Below are 20,557 nucleotides of genomic sequence, written 5' to 3' on the forward strand. Positions count from 1 at the left end.
AAATTAGGCCTTCTTCACAGTAATAGAAAGTTCTGAAGCGTCCTGATAGTGTACCGAAGTTGCAAGAGTCTCACCAGCAACGAGCTGTTCAAAACCTTGCACAGCTTGACGAATCTGCTCAGGTGCAGCGACCGTCAACTCAATACGGTCAGAGACAACCAACTGAGCGTCTTTACGAGCCTGCTGAATTGCGCGAATCACGTCACGAGCGATTCCTTCTGCTTCAAGCTCTGCCGTCAACTGAGTATCAAGGACTAAGAACCCTCCACCAGGAAGAACAGAAACTGCCTGATGAGCCTGTCCAGCAGATTCATCAACGGTAGTTTGCAGTTCGTACTCATGAGGTTCCAGAGCAATAGAACCTCCAGCAACACTCACTGTGCCGTCTTCGGCAACAGACCAGTCTCCGGTCTTTGTCGCTTTGATAGCTTGCTGAACATTTTTTCCGAGACGAGGTCCAGCCGCGCGTGCGTTAACCTTTAGCTGCTGTGAAATACCAAAATCTGCAGGCTTCACATCGGCAGCATCAAGAAGCTGTACCTTTTTCAGGTTAAGTTCATCAGCAATAATATTCTCGTATACCCCAGACAACGCCGCACCATGAGCAACAGCAACAGTAAGAGAGCTCAAAGGTTGACGCACACGTAGTTTATGGGTTTTACGAAGAGACGAACCTGCAGAGCAAATCGAACGAGTTGTCTCCATCAGAGCAATAAGGTCGCTCTCGTCAGTAAATGATTCAACATCTGGCCAGTCAGTAAGGTGCACAGAACGCTCACCGGTTAGACCGCGGTAAATTTCTTCGCTCACAAGAGGAAGTAAAGGAGCTGCTACTTTTACAACGGTCGTCAACGCTGTGTAGAGCACGTCGAAAGCAACGGTATCTTCTTCAAAGAAACGTTCACGAGAACGACGCACATACCAGTTGGTTAAGGTGTCTGTGTAATGACGTAACGCTTCTGTTGCACCGCTGACGTCGTAGGAGTCCATGGCTTCAGTTACGGCAGTGATGAGTTCACGCGTTTTGCCGAGGATAAAACGGTCCATCACGTGCTCAGAGGTGTAACGTAGTTGAGCTTGGTATCCGGCACCTTGGTGAGCGGCGTTCGTATATAGAGCAAAGAAATGATAGACGTTCCATAACGGAAGCATCACTTGACGGACACCTTCACGGATTCCTTCTTCTGTCACGATGAGGTTTCCGCCACGCAAAATAGGTGAAGAAACTAGGAACCAGCGCATTGCGTCAGAACCATCACGGTCAAGAACTTCAGAGACATCCGGATAGTTTCGTAGAGACTTCGACATTTTCTGGCCATCGGAGCCAAGTACAATGCCGTGCGAGATGACGTTTGTAAAGGCGGGACGGTCAAAGAGTGCAGTAGCAAGGATGTGAAGGGTGTAGAACCATCCGCGAGTCTGTCCGATGTATTCTACGATGAAGTCAGCTGGATTATGATTTTCGAACCATTCTTTATTCTCGAAAGGATAATGCACCTGTGCGTAGGGCATAGAACCAGAATCGAACCATACGTCAAGGACATCTTCTACACGACGCATCGTCGATTTTCCGGTGGGATCATCGGGGTTAGGTCGAGTCAATTCATCGATGTAGGGGCGGTGTAGGTCTGGTTCGCCATCTTTGTTCAAAGGTAGACGCCCAAAGTCAGCTTCAAGTTCAGCTAAGGAACCGTACACATCCATGCGAGGGTAGTTCGGGTCGTCAGAGACCCAGACAGGAATGGGTGAACCCCAGAAACGGTTTCGGGAGATGGACCAATCACGGGCGTTCTCTACCCATTTACCGAATTGTCCGTCTTTAACATTTTCAGGAATCCAGTTAATCTGCTGGTTTAATTCGCTCATACGGTCTTTAAAGTCGGTGACTTTGACATACCAAGAGGTGATAGCACGGTAGACCAATGGTGTGCGGCAACGCCAGCAGTGTGGGTAGGAGTGCACGTAAGATTTTTCACGTAGTAAAGTACCCTGCGCTTTGAGTGCGTTGATGATGGTGCGGTTTGCATCAAAAATTTGTACGCCAGCAATGTCAGCAAGCTCGTTCTGACCGCTTGGAGTCTTTTCGCTAAAGAGCGGTAAGAATTTTGCGCCTTCGTCGATGGAAAGGATAACGGGGATGCCGTATTCTTCACAGACTTTTTGGTCATCTTCACCGTAGGCAGGTGCTTGATGAACGAGGCCGGTACCATCGCTTGTGGTGACGTATTCAGCGACAAGAATTTGCCAGGCTTTGTGGGTATTCCACTTTTCGGTATCAGTAAAGTAATCCCATAGTGGAGCGTATCGTAGACCTTCTAAATCACGACCTTGATAACGGCTGATAATAGCGTTTTGTACTTCTTGAGCCTCATCGTAGCCGAGGTCTTTAGCGTAGTTGTTTAGTAGGTCTTCGGCGATGAGGAAACGACGTTCTGCATAGTTGCCAGCACCAGCGACTACTACGTACGTGATGTCCGGTCCGACGGCGAGCGCTTGGTTCGTTGGCAGGGTCCATGGTGTGGTTGTCCATGCCATGGCTTCTACACCAGCGAGTTCTCGTGCGATGGCAGGATTTTTTGCCAGTGAGGTGTCGTTGGTAATGGTGAACGCTACAGTCACGGATGGGTCTTGGCGGTCTTTGTAGACGTCGTCGTCCATGCGGAGTTCGTGGTTGGAGAGGGGTGTTTCGTCTTTCCAGCAGTAAGGCAGGACGCGGAAGCCTTGGTAGGTGAGACCTTTGTTGTAGAGTTGTTTGAACGCCCAAATCACCGATTCCATGTATTCGATGTTGAGGGTTTTATAGTCGTTTTCGAAGTCTACCCAGCGGGCCTGACGGGTGACGTAGTTTTGCCATTCATTGGTGTATTTGAGCACGGAGCTTCGTGCGGCGTCGTTGAAGCTGTCAATTCCCATGTCGAGAATTTCTTGTTTGTCGGTCATTCCCAACTGTTTCATTGCTTCAAGTTCGGCGGGAAGTCCGTGGGTGTCCCAGCCAAATCTGCGTTCAACTTTGTGGCCTCGTTGGGTTTGGTAGCGGGCAACGAGATCTTTAACGTAGCCGGTGAGTAGGTGTCCGTAGTGTGGTAGCCCGTTAGCGAAGGGAGGTCCATCGTAGAAGACAAATTCGTTGGAACCGTTTTCTCCTGCTTCACGGTATGCCACTGATTCAGCGAAGGTTCCGTCGTTCTTCCAGTATTCGAGGATGGATTCTTCAAGTTTCGGGAAGGACGGTGATGATTCGACGTTTTGCGCTCCGGATGCGCTAACGCGTGGGTAGATGTTGTTCGTGGTCACGAATGATCCCTTGAGTTTTGTCAGTTGTATGGGTCATGCAAGGACGCCGTTCAAGGTGTCTTGATATGGCGCGGTACCACCTTGCTTACTGATTCTACTTAACGTGCATTGTCTCCCCAGCAGCATAGTGTTGGGGAGACAATGCAGTCGAGCGTTATCAGTCGCTTCGTGACTGCTATGACGGGCTTACCCGTCCGGTTCTACTAAGGCTGTATCTATTCCGCAGTCTATCCTCGTCGCAACGATACAGTGGACAGGTGCAGGTACGGCCTGTTCTTCCGGATTGCTCGCCGGTGATGGCCGGGTCTTTGCAACTACCTCAATTTTAGGCAGGTTTTGGGAGTCTGTCTAACAGGGTGTTTTCTGTAGTGTTCACCCCGTGAGAAGTTATCCACAGTGAAACAGTGCTTTTGAGGTCTTTTAACCCCATATCTTGTGTCAAAGTTATGTTCGAACCCTAGATAGTGGTGGTTAAGGAGTTTTTTGTGGCGAGCAGACTCACCAAAATTACAATTTTATTCTGGCGCGTTGAACACCATTTTATGGTGTTTTAGGAGGGGCGCCGACGAATTACTTTATATTGTGCAGCTTGAGCTACTGGGCGCATCACTACTCGGTCTAGGTTGATATGGTGTGGAACGTTGACAGCAAAGGTGACAGTTTGTGCAACGTCTGCTGCAGTCAGAGGGTGTTCAACTCCTTCATAGACTTTTTGTGCAGCTTCAGCAGAGCCAAGACGATTCGCTGAGAACTCTTCCGTGTGAACCATCCCTGGGCTAATTTCAATGACTCGAATATTATGTTCTGCTTCTTCTAGACGGAGCGCTTCGGTCAGCCCTCGCTGACCAAACTTTGCAGCGTTATACCCTCCCCCGCCTTCATATCCAGCTTCAGCAGCAGTAGAGGTGAGGTTCAGTATGGTTCCTTCTGCAGATTGGCGCAATGCGGGTAGGAAGGCTTGAATCATGTTCAAAGTACCCAAAACGTTGAGTCGATACATAAAAGCCCAATCATCAGGCTTTCCATCAGCTACGTGATCGACGCCTACAGCACCACCAGAGATATTGACGAGGGCGTGTAAGGTGCCTCCAGCTTGTTCGAGAACCTGCGCACTGGCAGCTTGTACTGCGTTAATGTCGGTGATATCTATCGGTGTAGGAATAGCACCAGTGCGTTGGGCAAGTTCTTCAAGACGTTCGACACGACGTGCTACAGCATATACAGTCCACCCGCTAGCGCACATCTGTTCGACGGTGGCTCTACCAATGCCGGAAGAAGCACCAGTGACGACAGCAATTTTTCCGGCGTGGGCTTGGGCGTCAAAAGGATTTTGAGGAATATAAGTCTCTACCATGGTTCCAACTTACCGATAGATGGCTAAGCAGCGGAAGATATTCCTTAAAAATGACAGAGCATTTTCTCTATCTGGGCGTTCACCTGCCGATATCACCTCAGATTTCCCCCAGAACAGAAGCAGAGCATGAGAGAATAACCAGCATGGCTGAAAATAACCAGGGCACAGACACGCCCGTAACAATTAATGTTCCTGACCGTCCCGGCTTAGAAGGTCTCGAAAAGAAACTTTCTGAACGTTGGGCTAACGAAAAAACGTATGCTTTCAATCGTGAGACAACGCGTGAAGAAGTGTATTCTATTGATACCCCGCCACCGACCGCATCGGGTTCTTTGCATGTAGGGCACATGTTCTCTTATACCCAGACTGACGTAATCGCCCGTTACCAGCGTATGCGTGGGAAAAATGTCTTTTACCCATTGGGTTGGGACGATAATGGTCTGCCAACTGAACGTCGTGTTCAAAATTATTATGGTGTTCTTTGTGACCCAGCTATCCCCTATGACCCAGAGTTTGTAGCACCAGAGAAGCCCGCTAAAAATCAGCGTGACTGGCCGCGTATTTCGCGCCAAAACTTTATTGAATTATGTGAGACTCTAGCTACTGAAGACGAAAAGGTCTTTGAGCAGCTTTTCACCACATTGGGGCTTTCTGTTGATTGGTCTCATACATATCGAACTATTGATGCTCACTCACGTAAGGTCTCTCAACTTGCGTTTCTCAACGACCTCAAAAATGGCGATGCCTATATGGCAGAGGCACCTACGATGTGGGATGTCACGTTCCGCACGGCAGTTGCACAGGCAGAGTTAGAAGATAAAGAACGTGAAGGTGCATATCATCGTATTTCTTTCCACCGTCCTAATGGTGAAAAAGTGTGGATTGAAACGACACGCCCCGAATTGTTGCCTTCCTGTGTAGCTCTTGTAGCTCACCCTGATGATGAACGGTACCAAGAACTTTTCGGTACTACTGTTACTTCACCGCTATTTGGCGTCAGTGTGGAGGTTAAGGCTCACCCGTTGGCTCAGCCCGATAAAGGTGCTGGTATTGCGATGGTCTGTACTTTTGGTGATACCACAGACGTCACCTGGTGGCGTGAACTACAGCTTCCTACTCGTGCTCTGATTGGTCGTGATGGTCGTTTCAGCCGTGACACCCCCGAGTGGATTACTGACGAGCAAGGACGAACTAACTACGAACGTATGGCCGGCGCCACCGTCTTCACCGCTCAGAAAACCGTTGTTGAGATGCTTGTTGAAGCTCAAGAAATGGATGGAGAGCCACGAAAGATTACCCATCCGGTCAAGTTCTATGAAAAAGGCGACAAGCCTCTTGAAATTGTGGCAAGCCGTCAATGGTATATCCGCAATGGTGGACGTGACGTATCACGTAGAGAAGAACTACTCGAACGCGGCCGTGCGATGACGTGGTACCCCTCGTTCATGCGTTCACGGTATGAGAACTGGGTTGAAGGTCTTAACGGTGACTGGTTGATTTCTCGCCAACGATTCTTCGGTGTGCCGTTCCCTATCTGGTACACGCTTGATGAAGAGGGCGAACCAAACTACGACGAGCCCATTATTCCTGATGAGCAGATGCTTCCGGTCGATCCTGCCGCAGAGCCTGCCCCTGGATTCACTGAAAATCAGCGTGGTGTACCCGGAGGATTCGTTGCAGACCCCGATGTACTGGATACATGGGCGACTTCATCATTGACTCCGCAGATTGCTACGGGTTGGGCAGTAGATGAACAGCTTCATCAGGTAACGTTCCCGATGGATTTGCGCCCTCAAGGTCATGACATTATCCGCACCTGGTTGTTCTCTACTGTAGTACGTTCACACTCTTTGGAGAACTCTGTTCCGTGGGCAAATACTGCTCTATCAGGGTGGATTCTTGACCCAGACCGTAAGAAGATGTCTAAGTCTAAGGGCAATGTTGTTGTCCCCAATGAAGTCCTCGAAAAGTATGGTTCTGATGCGGTGCGTTATTGGGCTGCTTCGGCTCGTCTTGGTGCAGATACCGCCTATGACGAAGGACAAATGAAAATTGGTCGCCGTCTTGCTATTAAACTGTTGAACGCTTCAAAGTTTGTGCTCGGACTTGGCGCTACACAAGATTCTGTATTGACTACTGCAGAACAAACAAGTGTTCTGACCAACGCTTTGGACCGTTCTCTTCTGGCAAAACTTGCACAGGTCGTAGAAGAAGCCACTCTTGCTTTTGAAAAGTATGAGTATGCTCGCGCTCTTCAGCTTTGTGAGACGTTCTTCTGGTCTTTCACCGATGATTTCGTAGAACTCATTAAAGATCGTGCCTATGGTTCTCGCGGTGAAGAAGAACAAGCATCTGTCCTAGCGGCTTTGGCAACAACTCTCGATGCACTCTTGCGTCTTTTTGCACCGTTCTTGCCATTTGCTACTGATGAGGTGTGGAGCTGGTGGCGTTCAGGTTCAGTTCACCGTGCTTCATGGCCAACCTCTGAGGGGTATAAGGCGGTACTCGAGAACGCAGATGTTCAGGTTCTGCCTACCGTAGGTCTAGCCTTAGGTGGTTTACGCAAGGCAAAGTCTGAAGCTCAAGTTAAACAGCGTACCGAAGTGGCTACCGCAACTATTTCTGCATCGCAAGAAGTTCTAGAACAGGTTAAAGCTGGTGTCGAAGATCTTAAGGCTGCTGGAAATGTGCGAGAGCTTCAATTTGTTGTCGCCGACGTTGAGCTCTCTGTCTCAGAAGTTGAGCTTCTTACAGAAGAGACCGAAGCATAAAATGTCTCTCACGTTACCGCACCTATCCGGTTAACGAGAAGATGGGGAGAACACTGCGTTTTAGCAGGTGGTGTTCTCCCCATCTTTGTTTTCTTAGTTCTTTTCAAAATTTTGGATTTTCTTATGTCGGATTCTTCTCCCCGCCCTTTTGATGCGCAGTACCCCAAATATCGTGGAGATCCCAATAACGTCAGCAAACAACGCTATTTTATGATGAATATGGGAAAGCGAGTTCTGGAAGGGTGGGCCGATAAACTTTATTTTGTGTTTGCTGGAATCGCCTCTATCTGGCTTGCGGTGGTAGCGCTGATTGATTCGTGGTATCACAGCTGGTGGGGTATTCTCATCGCCTTTGGTTTTTGGTTCTTCTCTGCTTATCTCACGTTGCCTCGTTTTCATCGCATCATGACAGACCTGTATGTTCCCGACTATTTTATTGGACGCACCCGCACAGGTGATGGTCTTCTCGGAGACCCCGTCAATATCGGACTCCGTGGAACAGCAGAAGAGATTCATACTGCGATGAAAAAAGCAGGATGGGTCAAGGCAGACCCCGTTACGTTGGCATCCTCATGGCGTATTATCGTCAATACGCTCAGGAAGCGTCCTTACCCAACGGCTCCGGTTTCACCTCTTTATTTATTTCATCGTTCTGAGAATTTTGCCTATCAGCAAGAGGTAGATGGCTCCCCTAGCAAACGTCACCATGTTCGTTTTTGGAAAGCACCTGAAGGGTGGAAATTGCCAGGTGGCGAACCCGTTGATTGGCTTGCTGCAGCAACTTTTGACAGAGCAGTAGGACTCTCCCTATTCACTTTTCAAATTACTCATAAGATTGACGCTGAGACAGATAAAGAACGTGACTATGTCGTTGAAACAGTGTTGTACTGTAATCAGAAGGCACGCTCTGATCTGATCGAGGATTTCTCTTCTGGGTATCATTCCCGTAACGGTGGCGGAGACACTATTCTTACCGATGGGGATTTACCTATCCTCGATTTGACGTCGGTATGCAATCGTCAAGATGAACGTCACAACGCCCAACGATATGAGCGCATGCATCGTCGTAGGCCTTGGGAATTAGTAGAACAAGCGCCGTTGAGTGTGTGGCTTGCTTCTGCATTTACATCTTTAGTGATTCTTCTACAAGCGTTCTTGAGCGTTACGCATTTAGGTGTTCTGGTTAACCCAAAAGATTCCTTTGAAGTAGATGTTCAAAGGTTCTGGCAGATGTACATTGCACCGGTTGTTATTGTTGTTGTCCTAGTCATCACGATTATTCAAATTTTTCTCGTGGTGTGGACGATTCGCGGAAGCCAGCTAGCACGTAAAATTCTGTTAGCGTTATTGTCTTTTTCTTTTATATCTAATGCACTTAGCCTTGTATTTGGTACGGAGCAAGATATTAGCACTACCTATACCATCTATGTGCTCATGGCCTCTCAAGTGTATGCGCTCTTAGAGTTCACCTCCGATGGTGCAGTGAACTATACCTTCAACATGACTCGGCAGAAATCTCGCCGTTAGGACAAAAAGTGAGGGGTTGGGGCACAATATCTTTTGTGTCCCAACCCCTCTATCTTTTAAGGGTCTTTTTTATTGGTGGTTAAAGATTGGCCCAACAGTACGGGGCCGTTTCAGCTCAAAGAAACCGGGATAGGAAGCTAAACCGAGAGCAGCATCAAAGAGCTTTCCAGCTTCTTCTCCCGTTGGGGCGGGACTAATGACAGGGCCAAAGAAGGTGACACCGTTAATGCTCATTAGCGGAACACCAATATCGTCTCCCCCAGCTTGTTCTAAACCACGACGAGTAGAAGAACGCATCTGCTCATCGTATTCGTCCTGATGGGCGTACTGCGCATATTCTTCAGGTAAACCGACCACGGCTAAAGCAGCAACAATAGCTTCTTCGTAGCGGGTACCGCCATGGTTCTGTTGGTGATGGATTTGTTCACCTAAAGCGGTGTATAGTGCATCAATTTCTTTTTGTGAATAGTTTTCAGCTACCGCAGTAACAACACGAGCTGGACCCCAGACCTGTTCCATATGTTCACGATATTTTTCAGGCAGGTCACGTCCCTCGTTCAATACGGATAGTGAGAAAGGATTCCACACGACGTCAATATCACGAACTTTCTCAACTTCTTTAATCCAGCGTGAGGTAATCCAACACCAAGGGCAAGTTGGATCAAACCAAAATTCTACGGATGCTTTATCTGCCATCATGGCTCCTTAATATTGAGAGATAAGGTTTTAAGTCCCTATACTATCTTCTTCGTGTTTTCAGAGAAAGGTTCTTTAACGTTTAGGCCGATTTCTGAGAATTATCCCCTGCATCCAGTACCATAATGGGATCTTTATGCCCCTGAACGACCTCCGCGTCGATGATAACAATAGATACGTCTTGACGTGATGGGATATCAAACATGACAGGAAGTAAAATCTCTTCCATAATTGCTCGTAACCCACGCGCACCGGTCTCACGTTCAATAGCAAGTCTCGCAATAGCTGACAAAGCGGAGTCTTCAAAGACAAGCTCTACACCATCCATAGAAAACATCCGCTTATATTGCTTCACCAAAGCATTTTTGGGTTCGGTAAGGATTCTTGTGAGGTCTTCTTCGCTCAAGGTATTCAACGTAGCAAGAACCGGTAAACGACCAATAAACTCAGGAATCAAACCAAATTTGAGCAGATCCTCTGGCATCAGTTTTTGAAGGATATCGGTGTCCTGCCCAGCATTATCAATGCGTGCACCAAAACCAATACCTTTTCGTCCAACACGCCCGCTCACAATCTCTTCAAGACCGGCAAACGCACCCGCAACGATAAACAAGATATTCGTTGTATCGATATGCATAAAATCTTGTTGAGGGTGTTTGCGCCCTCCTTGCGGAGAGACCGCCGCTACCGTTCCTTCAAGAATTTTCAGTAACGCTTGCTGTACGCCTTCGCCTGAAACGTCTCGAGTAATTGACGGGTTATCAGCTTTTCGTGAGATTTTATCGATTTCATCAATGTAGACAATGCCTTTTTGAGCTTTTTTGATGTCTCCATCCGCAGCTTGGATAAGTTTAAGCAGAATATTCTCAACGTCTTCACCAACATATCCAGCTTCAGTCAAAGAGGTAGCATCAGCCACGGCAAAAGGAACGTTCAGTTTTTTAGCAAGAGTCTGAGCGAGATAAGTTTTTCCAGAACCCGTAGACCCCACGAGAAGGATGTTAGATTTCGCAATATCAACATCTTCCCCGTCAGCGGCAAGGAGTGCGCTCGCCTCGGTGATGGGGTTTTCCATCATGCGAATACGTTTGTAATGGTTGTAGACAGCAACGGAGAGAACTCTTTTCGCGGCTTCTTGTCCGACGACGTATTCTTGAAGGTGTGCAAAGATTTCTCGTGGTGTAGGCAACTCTAGAGGTTCGTTGTTTTTACGAGTTTCTGCTAGTTCTTCTTCAAGTATTTCGTTACACAGTTCGATACATTCATCACAGATGTAGATGTTTGGCCCCATGATGAGTTTACGGACTTGTTTTTGGTTTTTGCCACAGAAGGAGCATTTGAGAAGGTTGGTTGCCTCGCCGATTCTCGCCACGCTGCTATTCCTTTCCGTCGGATTCTGTCAGTCTCTAGGCTACCTTGATTCTCTCAGAGTCCAAATTACACACAGTTTTAAGTCTTAACTACGGTTGTGTTACAGAGTTTTGACTTCTATCATAACGGCATTTGAGGTGTTTGAGATAAGACTATACTATTTGTTTTCTTTTTATCGTAAATATACAAGTGAGCCCCTTGAACACTCATCTTGACAGGAGCGTTCAAGGGGCTCACCACGATTTTTAGCTATAGTCTTCTGCAGTGTTAAATTTTGGTTTTACCGCTTTACGTGATTCAAGCACTTGGTCGACAAGGCCATATTCAAGAGCAGCTTGTGCTGTCATAATGTTATCTCGTTCGATGGAACGATCTACTTCTTCAGGATCTTTATCGCAGTGTAGCGCTAGGGTGTTTGCAAGCCATTGACGCATACGCATCACTTCATTAGCATGAATTTCGATATCGGAAGCCTGCCCGCCTTGTTGTCCACCCAACGCTGGCTGATGAATTAGCACACGGGCGTTGGGAAGAGCCAAACGTTTACCGGGCGTTCCCGCTGCTAAGAGCACAGCTGCAGCAGAAGCTGCTTGACCGAGGCAAACGGTTTGAACCTCAGGGCGAATGTACTGCATAGTGTCATAAATTGCTGTCATCGCGGTGAAAGAACCACCCGGTGAGTTGATGTATAGGGTGATGTCACGATCTGGATCTTGAGATTCGAGCACGAGTAGCTGCGCCATAATGTCATCTGCTGAGGCGTCATCTACTTGAGTTCCAAGGAAGATAATACGGTCTTCGAAGAGTTTAGCGTAGGGGTCTTGACGCTTGTACCCGTAGGGGGTGCGTTCTTCAAAATTTGGTAGTACGTAACGGTTAGTAGGCATTCCGTAAGCAGGCATTGATGTGGGGTTATAGTTCATTATTATTCTCCTCAAACTTTGTCAATACACAATTATTTTTGTGCTGAGACGTGCGTTCCTGCACTGGTAGCGATGTGGTCAAAGAAGCCGTAGGCAAGGCCTTCTTCTGCAGTAAACCAGTTGTCTCGGTCGTTATCTTTGAGGATAGTTTCCAAGGTTTGTCCGGTACGTTCTGCGGTAATCTGCGATAGACGTTTTTTCATATCTAAGATGAGTTCTGCTTGGATACGAATATCAGAAGCGGTACCACCTAAACCGCCAGAAGGCTGATGCATGAGGATTCGGGCGTTAGGAGTTGCGTAGCGTTTCCCTGGCGCTCCTGCGGTGAGGAGGAACTGTCCCATGGATGCAGCCATACCGGTTACGACGGTTACAACATCGTTAGGGATAAGTTGCATCGTGTCATAGATTGCCATACCTGCAGTGACTGAGCCACCAGGTGAGTTGATGTATAGGTAGATATCAGCTTCAGGATCTTCTGCAGAGAGTAGAAGCATCTGGGAGCAGATACGGTTTGCGTTGGAGTCGCGAACTTCAGATCCAAGCCAGATAATACGTTCTTTGAGCAGACGGTTATATACATAATCGTCTTGTCCCCCAGCGGGAGTTTCTGCGTGTGAAGCAACTCCAGCAGAGAACGATGGTAGAGGCAAAATATCAGACATAAGTTCTTTTTCCTTACTCGCTGATACCGAACGGGGGTCGGTTCATTGAAAATATCGGTTACTTAGAAGACTAGCGAACTTTTCATCGCTTCGGGTGTGAGTTCACGTTCAACGAAACACCTCGTGTCACCCCTGCACTATTTAATGGCGATGTTTTGGTCATAATGTTCAGATAGTATGACGGTGGGGCACACTCCCCAAGGAGTGTGCCCCACCGTCATATCAGAAAATTTATTCTGCGTCTTTTGCAGTTCCTAGGTAGGAAGACAAGTCAACAATGTTGCCCTTAGCGTCTTTAACCTCTGCCTTTTCAAGAACAGAAGCAAGAGCCTTAGAACGGCGTACTTCGCCGACCATGAGACCAGCCTGTCCAGAGCCTTCTAACATCTGAGCGAACTGGTTTGGATCCATACCGTACTGAGAAGACATGGTAATGATGTAGTCAATAATTTCAGACTGTTCAACACCAATTTCTTCAGCTTCAGCAATAGCATCGAGAACCATTTCGTTCTTGAAAGCTTCGGTTGCATTCTTGCGGATTTCTTCGCGGTGTTCTTCACTATCGTGGTCAGCTTCAGTACCAGCGGACTTGAAGTGCTGTTCTAGCTGATCTTCGATAACTTTCTCAGGAACAGGAACTTCGGTCATTTCTACGAGCTGAGCAAGAACTTTGTCGCGAGCTTGCGCGCCTTGTTCTGCAACTTTAGACTCGAGAGCCTGCTTTTTGAGATCTTCTTTGAGCTCTTCAATGGTGTCGAACTCTGAAGCTAGCTGAGCGAACTCATCATCAGCTTCTGGAAGTTCGCGTTCCTTGACTGCGGTAAGTTCAACCTTAACAACAGCGTCTTTGCCAGCGTGTTCTCCGCCAGCAAGCTTGGTTTCGAAAGTTGCGTCTTCGCCAGCAGAAAGTGCAGTGAGAGCTTCGTCTAGACCTTCAAGCATAGTACCCGCACCAACCTGGTAAGAGAGGTCGTTTGCAGCGTCTACTTCTTCACCATCGATAGAAGCAGTGAGGTTGATCGTCACGAAGTCTTTATCTGCGGCGGGGCGATCAACAGCTTTAAGGGTTCCAAAGCGTGCACGAAGGTCGTCAAGAGCTTTCTGTTCATCTTCTGCAGAAACAGTTGCTTCTTCAACTTCTACACTCAAACCAGAGTAGTCAGGAAGTTCAATTTCAGGGCGAACAGTAACCTGAATGGAAAGTTTTACATCATTTTCACGCGCAGATTCTTCTGGCTTGCTAAGGATTTCCAGTTCTGGTTGCGCAAGAGGAATAAGACCGTTCTCAGCGAGTGCTTTCTGGTAGAACTCGTTGAGTCCTTCGTTGAGAGCGTTCTCTACAACAAAGTCGAATCCGGCGCGCTGTTCAATAAGCGCACGAGGAGTTTTACCTTTGCGGAAGCCGGGAACCTGGATCTGCTGAGCCAGAGACTTGTAGGTACGGTCAAGGTAAGTCTTGAACTCTGCGAAAGGAACCTCGACCTCAATTTTTGCGAGGGTCGGGTTGATCTTCTCGACGGCAGTTTTCACGTCCGCTGATCTCCTGAATATTTAGTCGGTTATCCGCAAGCGTTGTTAACTCGCAGATTCTTGTAATGGTTCTTATGATAAAGCAAAACCCGTCGAAAGAATACTTCGACGGGTTCTGCTAACTCATGTCGGGGTGACAGGATTCGAACCTGCGATCTCCTGCTCCCAAAGCAGGCGCGTTAGCCAAGCTACGCCACACCCCGTTCAGCACAAGGCGTTATCCAGTGTATAACAGTTTTTTCATCCTCGCTACTCGAAAAATATTTTTTGAGCAATTTTCAACTCAAAAAACAGCGTTACAACCGTTGAAAAAATAACATTTAACCTAGTGAAAACTGTTTTTTATAACACGAGAAAAAATCTCAAAAATTTTTCCAAGAACCCCTAAAAACCCCCTTTTGGCAGAAAAATCAAAAAAATTCTCTTTTTCGAGTTGACACGGCACCAAAACTAGTGTTTACTTGATTGAGTCCCACGGGGATGTAGCTTAATGGTAAAGCCTCAGTCTTCCAAACTGATTACGCGGGTTCGATTCCCGTCATCCCCTCCAAATATAGAAAATCTCCCAGACAGTACAGTCTGGGAGATTTTTTTATACCCTCAGGTACAACAATACGGCGCTACCTAACAATCCCAATTCGTAGAGAAGTGTAGATAGCGCCGTACGCCTTATAAAAATTAAGTTCAGCTCACCGTATGCGCAAAGATTATTGCTGACATTGAGGGCACCAATATAACTTACGCCCAGCAAGTTCTTTCATCAGAATATGAGAAGAGCATAAAAGACAAGGCTGCCCCTGACGTTGGTACACATAATACGCAGCATCAGGCCAAGCATCTTCTAAAGAAATACCAACACGATGCTCACCACGAGTTGTCACAATCTTCCCCAAACGAACACCAATATGCAATAGTTCGCAAAGATCATCCCACAGCTGCACAGCTTCTTCTTCAGAGACTTCCCGCGCCGGACGCATCGGGTCAATACCTAACCTGAATAATGATTCTGCTCTAAAAATATTTCCAACACCAGAAATAATCTTTTGGTCCATTAAGACAACAGCAATGGGACGAGCCGTACGACACAGAGAACTATAGAACCTTTCTGCAGATCCCTCCATAGAAAGGGGGTCCTCCCCTAGGTCGCCTCGCACTTTTTGCACTTGCGCAGGTGTTAGCACACGGCAAGTCATTGCACCAACTAAATCAGCCCAACATGTGTCAGCGATAATCCTCGCGCGCGTAGTTGGAGCCACCTTAGGCGGAGCAGTAGCTACTACATGCTGTCCGCTCTGCTCTCTTTCGTGAGCTTTACGAGGGGCACCAATGGCAGTAGAACCAATAAAATGTTCACCACCAAAAGTCCAAGCACCATAAATCCCCAAATGAACGTTAAGAGTCAGCTCGTGGTCAAACCCCACAAAAAGATGTTTCCCATGAGCATATGCATCGATAATAGTCTGCCCGTCAAGGAGCTGAGCACCATCACTAAAACGCCCCTGAGGGCTGGTGACAGAAACAGTTTTTCCTGAAAATAGCTCCGTAAATTGATGAGCAAGACGATGGATAGAGTGACCTTCTGGCATAACTATCGTATTGGCTTCTCAAAAAACTTTTAAGAGTTAATCTCTTGGCCAGTAATAGCACCAGTTGCCTCGTACTCTGCCATCTGATGAATGCGTCGCTGATGACGTTCTTCACCAGTCCAAACAGTCGTGAGAAAAACACGAATAATTTCCCACGCTTCTTCAAGGCTATGTTGACGGCCACCAATAGCCACCACATGAGCATTATTATGTTCACGCGCCAAGGCAGCAGTATCGTGATTCCACGCCAAAGCAGCACGGATACCAGTTACTTTATTTGCAGCCATCTGCTCACCATTTCCCGAACCTCCCAGAACAATGCCAAGAGAGTCTAGCCCCTCTTCCCTATCTTTCCGGACGCCAAGAGCAGCATTAATACAGAAGCTGGGATAATCATCTAATGGGTCATATTCACGGGGACCATGATCAATCACCTCATACCCATTCTCAGTTAACTTCTGAACAAAATACTGACTCATCTCTAAACCAGCATGGTCAGTAGCAATATGTACGCGCATAATAAAGCTCCTTGAAAGCAATAACGCCAGCAGAGACGGGGAGTTCTTCTGCTATGTGCAGTGGTTATTCAGGTAGCGCCTATTTCATCTTTGTGAACTAGGGCATTAGACTTTGAGAGAAGAGCTACTTGCTCATAGTTCTGCTAGGTCTTGTCTAATGATTCTAGTAACGATTGAGGAGTAACGCATTCTACGCGTCTGCGTTGCACCCGTATTTTTAGAAAAAGAGAGGGCTATATGCCGGGAATGAACCTTACACGCGCTGAGGCAACTGAACGTGCAAACGTCGTAACTCACGTTGATTCTTACACCATCACACTGGATTTGACGCAAGGCGAAAGAATTTTCAGCACCCACACAACCATCACCTTTGATGCAGTAGCTGGCACCTCAACCTTTATTGATGCCATTACCGACACTGTCCGTTCCATCAACCTCAATGGTGTTGAACTTCCAGTAGACCTCGCTGATGGAGTGCGTATTCAGCTACCAGAACTCGCAGAGAAGAACACCCTCATCATTGATGCAGATTTCCTCTACACCAACACCGGCGAAGGTCTGCACCGTTTCGTTGACCCAGCTGACCAAGAAGTCTATCTCTATTCCCAATTTGAGGTTCCAGATTCTCGCAGAGTCTACCCCGTCTTTGAACAGCCAGACCTCAAAGCGTCCTTTACGTTCTCCGTTAAAGCACCGGAGCATTGGACAGTTATCTCAAACCAGCCCGAAACATCTGTTCAAAAACAAGCAGATAGCATGCTGTGGAATTTCAAGCCCACTCCCCGTATCTCCTCATATATCACCGCAATCATTGCCGGCCCCTATGAGAAGGTCACAAGCTCTTTAGTTAATGCTGAGGGACGTACCATCGCCTTAGGTGCCTTCGCCCGCAAATCTCTCATGCCATACCTAGACGCTGAAGAGATTTTCACCTTGACACGTCAAGGATTCGAATTCTACGAAAAGATGTTTAACACCCCATATCCTTTCGAGAAATACGACCAACTATTTGTACCAGAGTTCAATGCTGGTGCCATGGAAAATGCTGGTGCAGTCACCTTCTTAGAAAACTACATCTTCCGTTCAAAACCCACTGAAGCTCTTGTCGAGCGCCGTGCCATTACGATTCTTCACGAGCTAGCGCACATGTGGTTTGGCGACCTCGTCACCATGAAATGGTGGAACGACCTCTGGCTCAACGAATCATTCGCTGAGTTTATGTGCACTCTCGCAGCGGCGGAAAATACTCGTTTCTCCTCTCAAGCGTGGGCAACCTTCGCCGCATCAGGAAAAACTTGGGCATACCGTCAAGACCAGCTTTCATCAACACACCCCATTGTTGCGCCTATTCGTGACCTCAACGATGTGCAAGTGAACTTCGACGGTATCACCTACGCCAAAGGTGCTTCTGTTTTACGTCAACTTGTTGCATGGGTTGGACAAGAGAACTTTATGTCCGCACTCACCCAATATTTTGCAAAACATTCTTGGGGTAATACTGTCCTCGATGATTTACTCGTTGAATTAGAGGCTACCTCCGGACGTGACGTTCGCTCATGGTCTGCACTATGGTTAGAAACCGCTGGTGTTAATACGCTAACTAGCGAAGTTGAAGAAGATGAAAACGGTAACATCTCATCGTTGAAGATTCGTCAAAGCTATGCGGAAGGATATGAGACGTTACGTCCGCATCGCCTTGTCGTCGGGTTCTATTCTTTGAGTGAAGGAAAACTAACACGTACCAAGCGTATTGAGTTAGACGTTAATGGTGAACTTACAGACGTGGCTGAAGCCTCCGGCGTTGAACGACCTGATTTGATTCTTCTCAATGATGAAGATTTAGCTTATGCAAAGATTCGTCTAGACGAACGCTCTTTGCAAACAGCTATTGACCATCTTGGTGATATCGACTCCCCCACGGCTCGTAGCGTTGTATGGGGCTCATTGTGGGATACTACCCGTGATGCGCAAATGCCCGCACACCAGTTTGTTGAGCTCGTTCTCAATAATATTGGTGCTGAGACAAACTCGACATCGATGCGTGTGCAGTTGCTCAATCTTGAGCATGCTCTCTCCTTCTATGTCTCTCGTTCTCAGGCACAAGAGCTTCGTATCCGTGTTGCAGATCGTCTATGGGATATCACTCAAGCAGCTCAGCCTTATTCTGATCAGCAGCTACAGCTTGTACGTGCTTTTGCGCGTCTTGCAAAATCTGATCAACAGCTTGATTGCGTTCAATCATTAATGAATGGTTCAACTGTTCTTGAAGGTATCGTCGTAGACACGGACTTGCGATGGTCTTTTATTCAATCTCTAGCTGCCGGTGGGCGATACAGCGCAGAAGAAATTGCGCAAGCTCTCGAACAAGACCGCACATCAAATGGTCAGCAGGCTGCTGCTACTGCTGAAGCGTCTATTCCTACAGCTGAAGCTAAAGCTAAGATGTGGCATGACATCGTAGAAACCGGTGAGCTCTCGAATATTGTTCAGCGCTCTGCTATTGCAGGATTCTTTACCGGTGCAGACGAACAGCTCATGGAACCCTATGCTGAACGATATTTTGATGCGATTGAGCAGGTTTGGCGTTCTCGTAGCCATGAGATTTCTCAGCAAATTATCGGCGGGCTATTCCCCCAGAATTATTCTGCACAGTTATTGGAACGTACCGAACAGTATTTAGCATCGTTACCAGAAGATGCCGGTTCCTTGTACCGGCAAGTTGCTGAATGTCGAGATTCTATGGTACGTGCGTTGAAGGCTCAAGAAGCAGACGTTCGTTCATAAATTCCAATGTTTTATTGATAAAACGTTGGGTCAAGAAAAGCCCCTTAGCGAATAGAAGTTGTTTTACTCCTATATTCGTTGAGGGGTCTTTTGATGTTTCAACCTCTCTTTTTCTCTTGGTAGGCTAGTGAACGTGAGTTCCCTTAATCATCCAGCAGAACAACAGTCTTTTTATGATCAAGTTGGAGGCGCCCCAACTTTTGAAAAGCTTTGTTCAGAGTTTTATCAAAGAGTTGCCTCAGACCCCGAGTTTCGCGCTATGTATCCGGAAGAGGACCTTGCTCCAGCGGAAAAGCGTCTTCGGATGTTTTTAGAACAGTATTGGGGTGGTCCTAGCACCTATCAGCAAGAACGGGGTCATCCTCGTTTAAGAATGAGGCATTTCCCTTTTGCTATTGGAGCCAAAGAACGAGACACTTGGTTGCAGTATATGCGGGAGTCGGTCAAGACGCTTGGGCTATCTCCTCTTCACGAAACAGTGATGCTTGACTATTTAGAACGTGCAGCCCACGCTATGCAAAACCGCACATAGAGGTATTTATCTCTCTGTATGTGTATACCAGTTTAAAAGTCGCTACCTGCTTGTTGTTTTAGTCCGGCAGCAAGGAGATAAAAAGTTATTCTGTAGCTGAAGATTTTTTACATAATACGTGTCCCATGGGGCAAGATAGTCTAATCCACCCCTGAGAATAGTAAATATAGACTGGCATATGCGCCACCGGTGGCAAAAAGCCTAGCACCTCTGCGGCAAACGCAATGCCGCTAGGAAGCGTGTAGTTCTCTGGGGTGTAATGATGTTGTGGATGTGGTGTTGCTTCCCATGGCATAGGAGATGACCAGATACGGGAACGAACGGTGGCCAAAACAGCATGCCCAGGGTTATTGGGAAGGGCACTATCTACCGCGTTCATTCCGTCAAGAGCTATTTTTTTAAGCTCTCCTACTGTGATGTGTCCAATTCTTTCCCACTGACTAAAGGGCGGTAGTTGCCCGCTCCATGATGCTGTTGTGACCACAGGCGGTATAAAAAGATAATTTTTCTGTTGGTCGATACGAGCAAGACGATCTAGCACAGCGCTGATTTCTACTGTTGTGTCAAGTGTCTGGGCAGAGGCGATGTTAAGTGCTCTGAGCCCAAGGATGGTAGGGGTGGTATCGATGAGTGTTTCAGGTGACAACGCACAGACATAGGCGCCGACAGACATACCACGAGTAATGAGCCGTACTGAAGCTTGTGTATCTAAAGATTTTGCGCGGGCGAGATAGGTTTTGAAGTCTTTAATTTGGTTAACATCTACCAGCTGAAGGTACGAAGCATTTTCTGCTGTTTTGTTAAGCACTCTTCGGTCCTACCTATTCGTCGTATATTTTTAGGTGATATGGCCTTATATCTGCACCATAGTTTTAGTGCAAGTCGTTATATAAGAATATCGTGTACAGAAGATAAAGAACGAGAGCACTGATAATTCTCTCAGCTTTTCTTGAGGGAGACCGTTAAAGGAGGGGTGGCCCAACACCAAAAAATTTTTTTGAACCCC

Annotated in this window: 14 protein-coding genes and 2 tRNA genes; 5 read left to right on the top strand and 11 right to left on the bottom strand. The window is 47.2% G+C overall.

Translation table 11 applies throughout. The features are described 5' to 3' along the window. Positions 1-3: 3 nt before the first annotated feature. Together ileS and ACN08Z_RS07540 are read right to left on the bottom strand one after the other, a co-directional pair. A complete protein-coding gene (ileS, locus tag ACN08Z_RS07535) occupies positions 4-3,294 on the bottom strand; it encodes an isoleucine--tRNA ligase (protein WP_419103918.1) in 3,291 nt (1,096 codons plus the stop codon). Between the two features lie 550 nt (positions 3,295-3,844). Continuing rightward, complete coding sequence (locus ACN08Z_RS07540; protein ID WP_419103919.1) at positions 3,845-4,648, bottom strand: SDR family oxidoreductase; 804 nt, start codon at positions 4,646-4,648, stop codon at positions 3,845-3,847. A 143-nt stretch (positions 4,649-4,791) separates the two neighbouring features. On the opposite strand from ACN08Z_RS07540, the gene valS reads away from it, so the two are divergent. Together valS and ACN08Z_RS07550 are read left to right on the top strand one after the other, a co-directional pair. Next, positions 4,792-7,419 carry a valine--tRNA ligase gene (gene valS / locus ACN08Z_RS07545; RefSeq protein WP_419103920.1) on the top strand — a complete coding sequence of 876 codons (2,628 nt, stop codon included), beginning with the start codon at positions 4,792-4,794 and terminating at the stop codon, positions 7,417-7,419. A 123-nt stretch (positions 7,420-7,542) separates the two neighbouring features. Next, positions 7,543-8,946: an LssY C-terminal domain-containing protein gene (locus ACN08Z_RS07550; protein WP_419103921.1), complete on the top strand. Its 1,404-nt coding sequence runs from the start codon at positions 7,543-7,545 to the stop codon at positions 8,944-8,946. A 69-nt stretch (positions 8,947-9,015) separates the two neighbouring features. Here ACN08Z_RS07550 and ACN08Z_RS07555 read toward each other — a convergent pair whose 3' ends face one another. The 6 genes from ACN08Z_RS07555 to ACN08Z_RS07580 form a co-directional block, all read right to left on the bottom strand. After that, a complete protein-coding gene (locus tag ACN08Z_RS07555; protein ID WP_419103931.1) occupies positions 9,016-9,642 on the bottom strand; it encodes a DsbA family protein in 627 nt (208 codons plus the stop codon). Positions 9,643-9,724: 82 nt separating this feature from the next. Continuing rightward, positions 9,725-11,014: an ATP-dependent Clp protease ATP-binding subunit ClpX gene (clpX, locus tag ACN08Z_RS07560; protein ID WP_419103922.1), complete on the bottom strand. Its 1,290-nt coding sequence runs from the start codon at positions 11,012-11,014 to the stop codon at positions 9,725-9,727. Positions 11,015-11,258: 244 nt separating this feature from the next. After that, on the bottom strand, positions 11,259-11,936 hold the full coding sequence (locus tag ACN08Z_RS07565; protein ID WP_419103923.1) for an ATP-dependent Clp protease proteolytic subunit: 678 nt from the start codon (positions 11,934-11,936) through the stop codon (positions 11,259-11,261). A gap of 32 nt (positions 11,937-11,968) precedes the next feature. Further along, positions 11,969-12,601 (bottom strand): ATP-dependent Clp protease proteolytic subunit, encoded by a 633-nt coding sequence (locus ACN08Z_RS07570; RefSeq protein ID WP_419103924.1) that lies wholly within the window; start codon positions 12,599-12,601, stop codon positions 11,969-11,971. Positions 12,602-12,832: 231 nt separating this feature from the next. Next, the gene (gene tig / locus ACN08Z_RS07575) at positions 12,833-14,131 is read right to left on the bottom strand and encodes a trigger factor (RefSeq protein ID WP_419103925.1); all 1,299 of its coding nucleotides are present in this window, start codon (positions 14,129-14,131) and stop codon (positions 12,833-12,835) included. A 128-nt stretch (positions 14,132-14,259) separates the two neighbouring features. Beyond that, a tRNA-Pro gene (locus ACN08Z_RS07580) sits at positions 14,260-14,334 on the bottom strand. Between the two features lie 273 nt (positions 14,335-14,607). Here ACN08Z_RS07580 and ACN08Z_RS07585 point away from each other — a divergent pair. Further along, positions 14,608-14,681: transfer RNA gene (locus ACN08Z_RS07585), tRNA-Gly, on the top strand. Positions 14,682-14,838: 157 nt separating this feature from the next. Here ACN08Z_RS07585 and ACN08Z_RS07590 read toward each other — a convergent pair. After that, a complete protein-coding gene (locus ACN08Z_RS07590; RefSeq protein WP_419103926.1) occupies positions 14,839-15,717 on the bottom strand; it encodes an Fpg/Nei family DNA glycosylase in 879 nt (292 codons plus the stop codon). A 29-nt stretch (positions 15,718-15,746) separates the two neighbouring features. After that, on the bottom strand, positions 15,747-16,235 hold the full coding sequence (locus ACN08Z_RS07595) for a ribose-5-phosphate isomerase (RefSeq protein ID WP_419103927.1): 489 nt from the start codon (positions 16,233-16,235) through the stop codon (positions 15,747-15,749). A gap of 237 nt (positions 16,236-16,472) precedes the next feature. On the opposite strand from ACN08Z_RS07595, the gene pepN reads away from it, so the two are divergent. Both pepN and ACN08Z_RS07605 read left to right on the top strand, forming a co-directional pair. Next, the gene (gene pepN, locus ACN08Z_RS07600) at positions 16,473-19,019 is read left to right on the top strand and encodes an aminopeptidase N (protein ID WP_419103928.1); all 2,547 of its coding nucleotides are present in this window, start codon (positions 16,473-16,475) and stop codon (positions 19,017-19,019) included. 133 nt (positions 19,020-19,152) lie between these two features. Continuing rightward, the gene (locus ACN08Z_RS07605; RefSeq protein ID WP_419103929.1) at positions 19,153-19,551 is read left to right on the top strand and encodes a globin; all 399 of its coding nucleotides are present in this window, start codon (positions 19,153-19,155) and stop codon (positions 19,549-19,551) included. Positions 19,552-19,636: 85 nt separating this feature from the next. Here the strand turns inward: ACN08Z_RS07605 and ACN08Z_RS07610 are convergent, their stop codons facing one another. Beyond that, positions 19,637-20,359: a transcriptional regulator gene (locus ACN08Z_RS07610; RefSeq protein ID WP_419103930.1), complete on the bottom strand. Its 723-nt coding sequence runs from the start codon at positions 20,357-20,359 to the stop codon at positions 19,637-19,639. Positions 20,360-20,557 lie beyond the last annotated feature (198 nt).

Source organism: Rothia sp. P7181 (assembly GCF_048513015.1).
In the GTDB taxonomy this organism is placed as follows: domain Bacteria; phylum Actinomycetota; class Actinomycetes; order Actinomycetales; family Micrococcaceae; genus Rothia.

Excerpts from the sequence above, each read along its gene's own strand:
- ACN08Z_RS07540 (WP_419103919.1), bottom strand. The coding sequence starts at position 4,648 with ATGGTAGAGACTTATATTCCTCAAAATCCTTTTGACGCCCAAGCCCAC.
- valS (WP_419103920.1), top strand. The coding sequence starts at position 4,792 with ATGGCTGAAAATAACCAGGGCACAGACACGCCCGTAACAATTAATGTT.
- ACN08Z_RS07550 (WP_419103921.1), top strand. The coding sequence starts at position 7,543 with ATGTCGGATTCTTCTCCCCGCCCTTTTGATGCGCAGTACCCCAAATAT.
- ACN08Z_RS07555 (WP_419103931.1), bottom strand. The coding sequence starts at position 9,642 with ATGGCAGATAAAGCATCCGTAGAATTTTGGTTTGATCCAACTTGCCCT.
- ACN08Z_RS07565 (WP_419103923.1), bottom strand. The coding sequence starts at position 11,936 with ATGAACTATAACCCCACATCAATGCCTGCTTACGGAATGCCTACTAAC.
- ACN08Z_RS07570 (WP_419103924.1), bottom strand. The coding sequence starts at position 12,601 with ATGTCTGATATTTTGCCTCTACCATCGTTCTCTGCTGGAGTTGCTTCA.
- ACN08Z_RS07590 (WP_419103926.1), bottom strand. The coding sequence starts at position 15,717 with ATGCCAGAAGGTCACTCTATCCATCGTCTTGCTCATCAATTTACGGAG.
- ACN08Z_RS07595 (WP_419103927.1), bottom strand. The coding sequence starts at position 16,235 with ATGCGCGTACATATTGCTACTGACCATGCTGGTTTAGAGATGAGTCAG.
- pepN (WP_419103928.1), top strand. The coding sequence starts at position 16,473 with ATGCCGGGAATGAACCTTACACGCGCTGAGGCAACTGAACGTGCAAAC.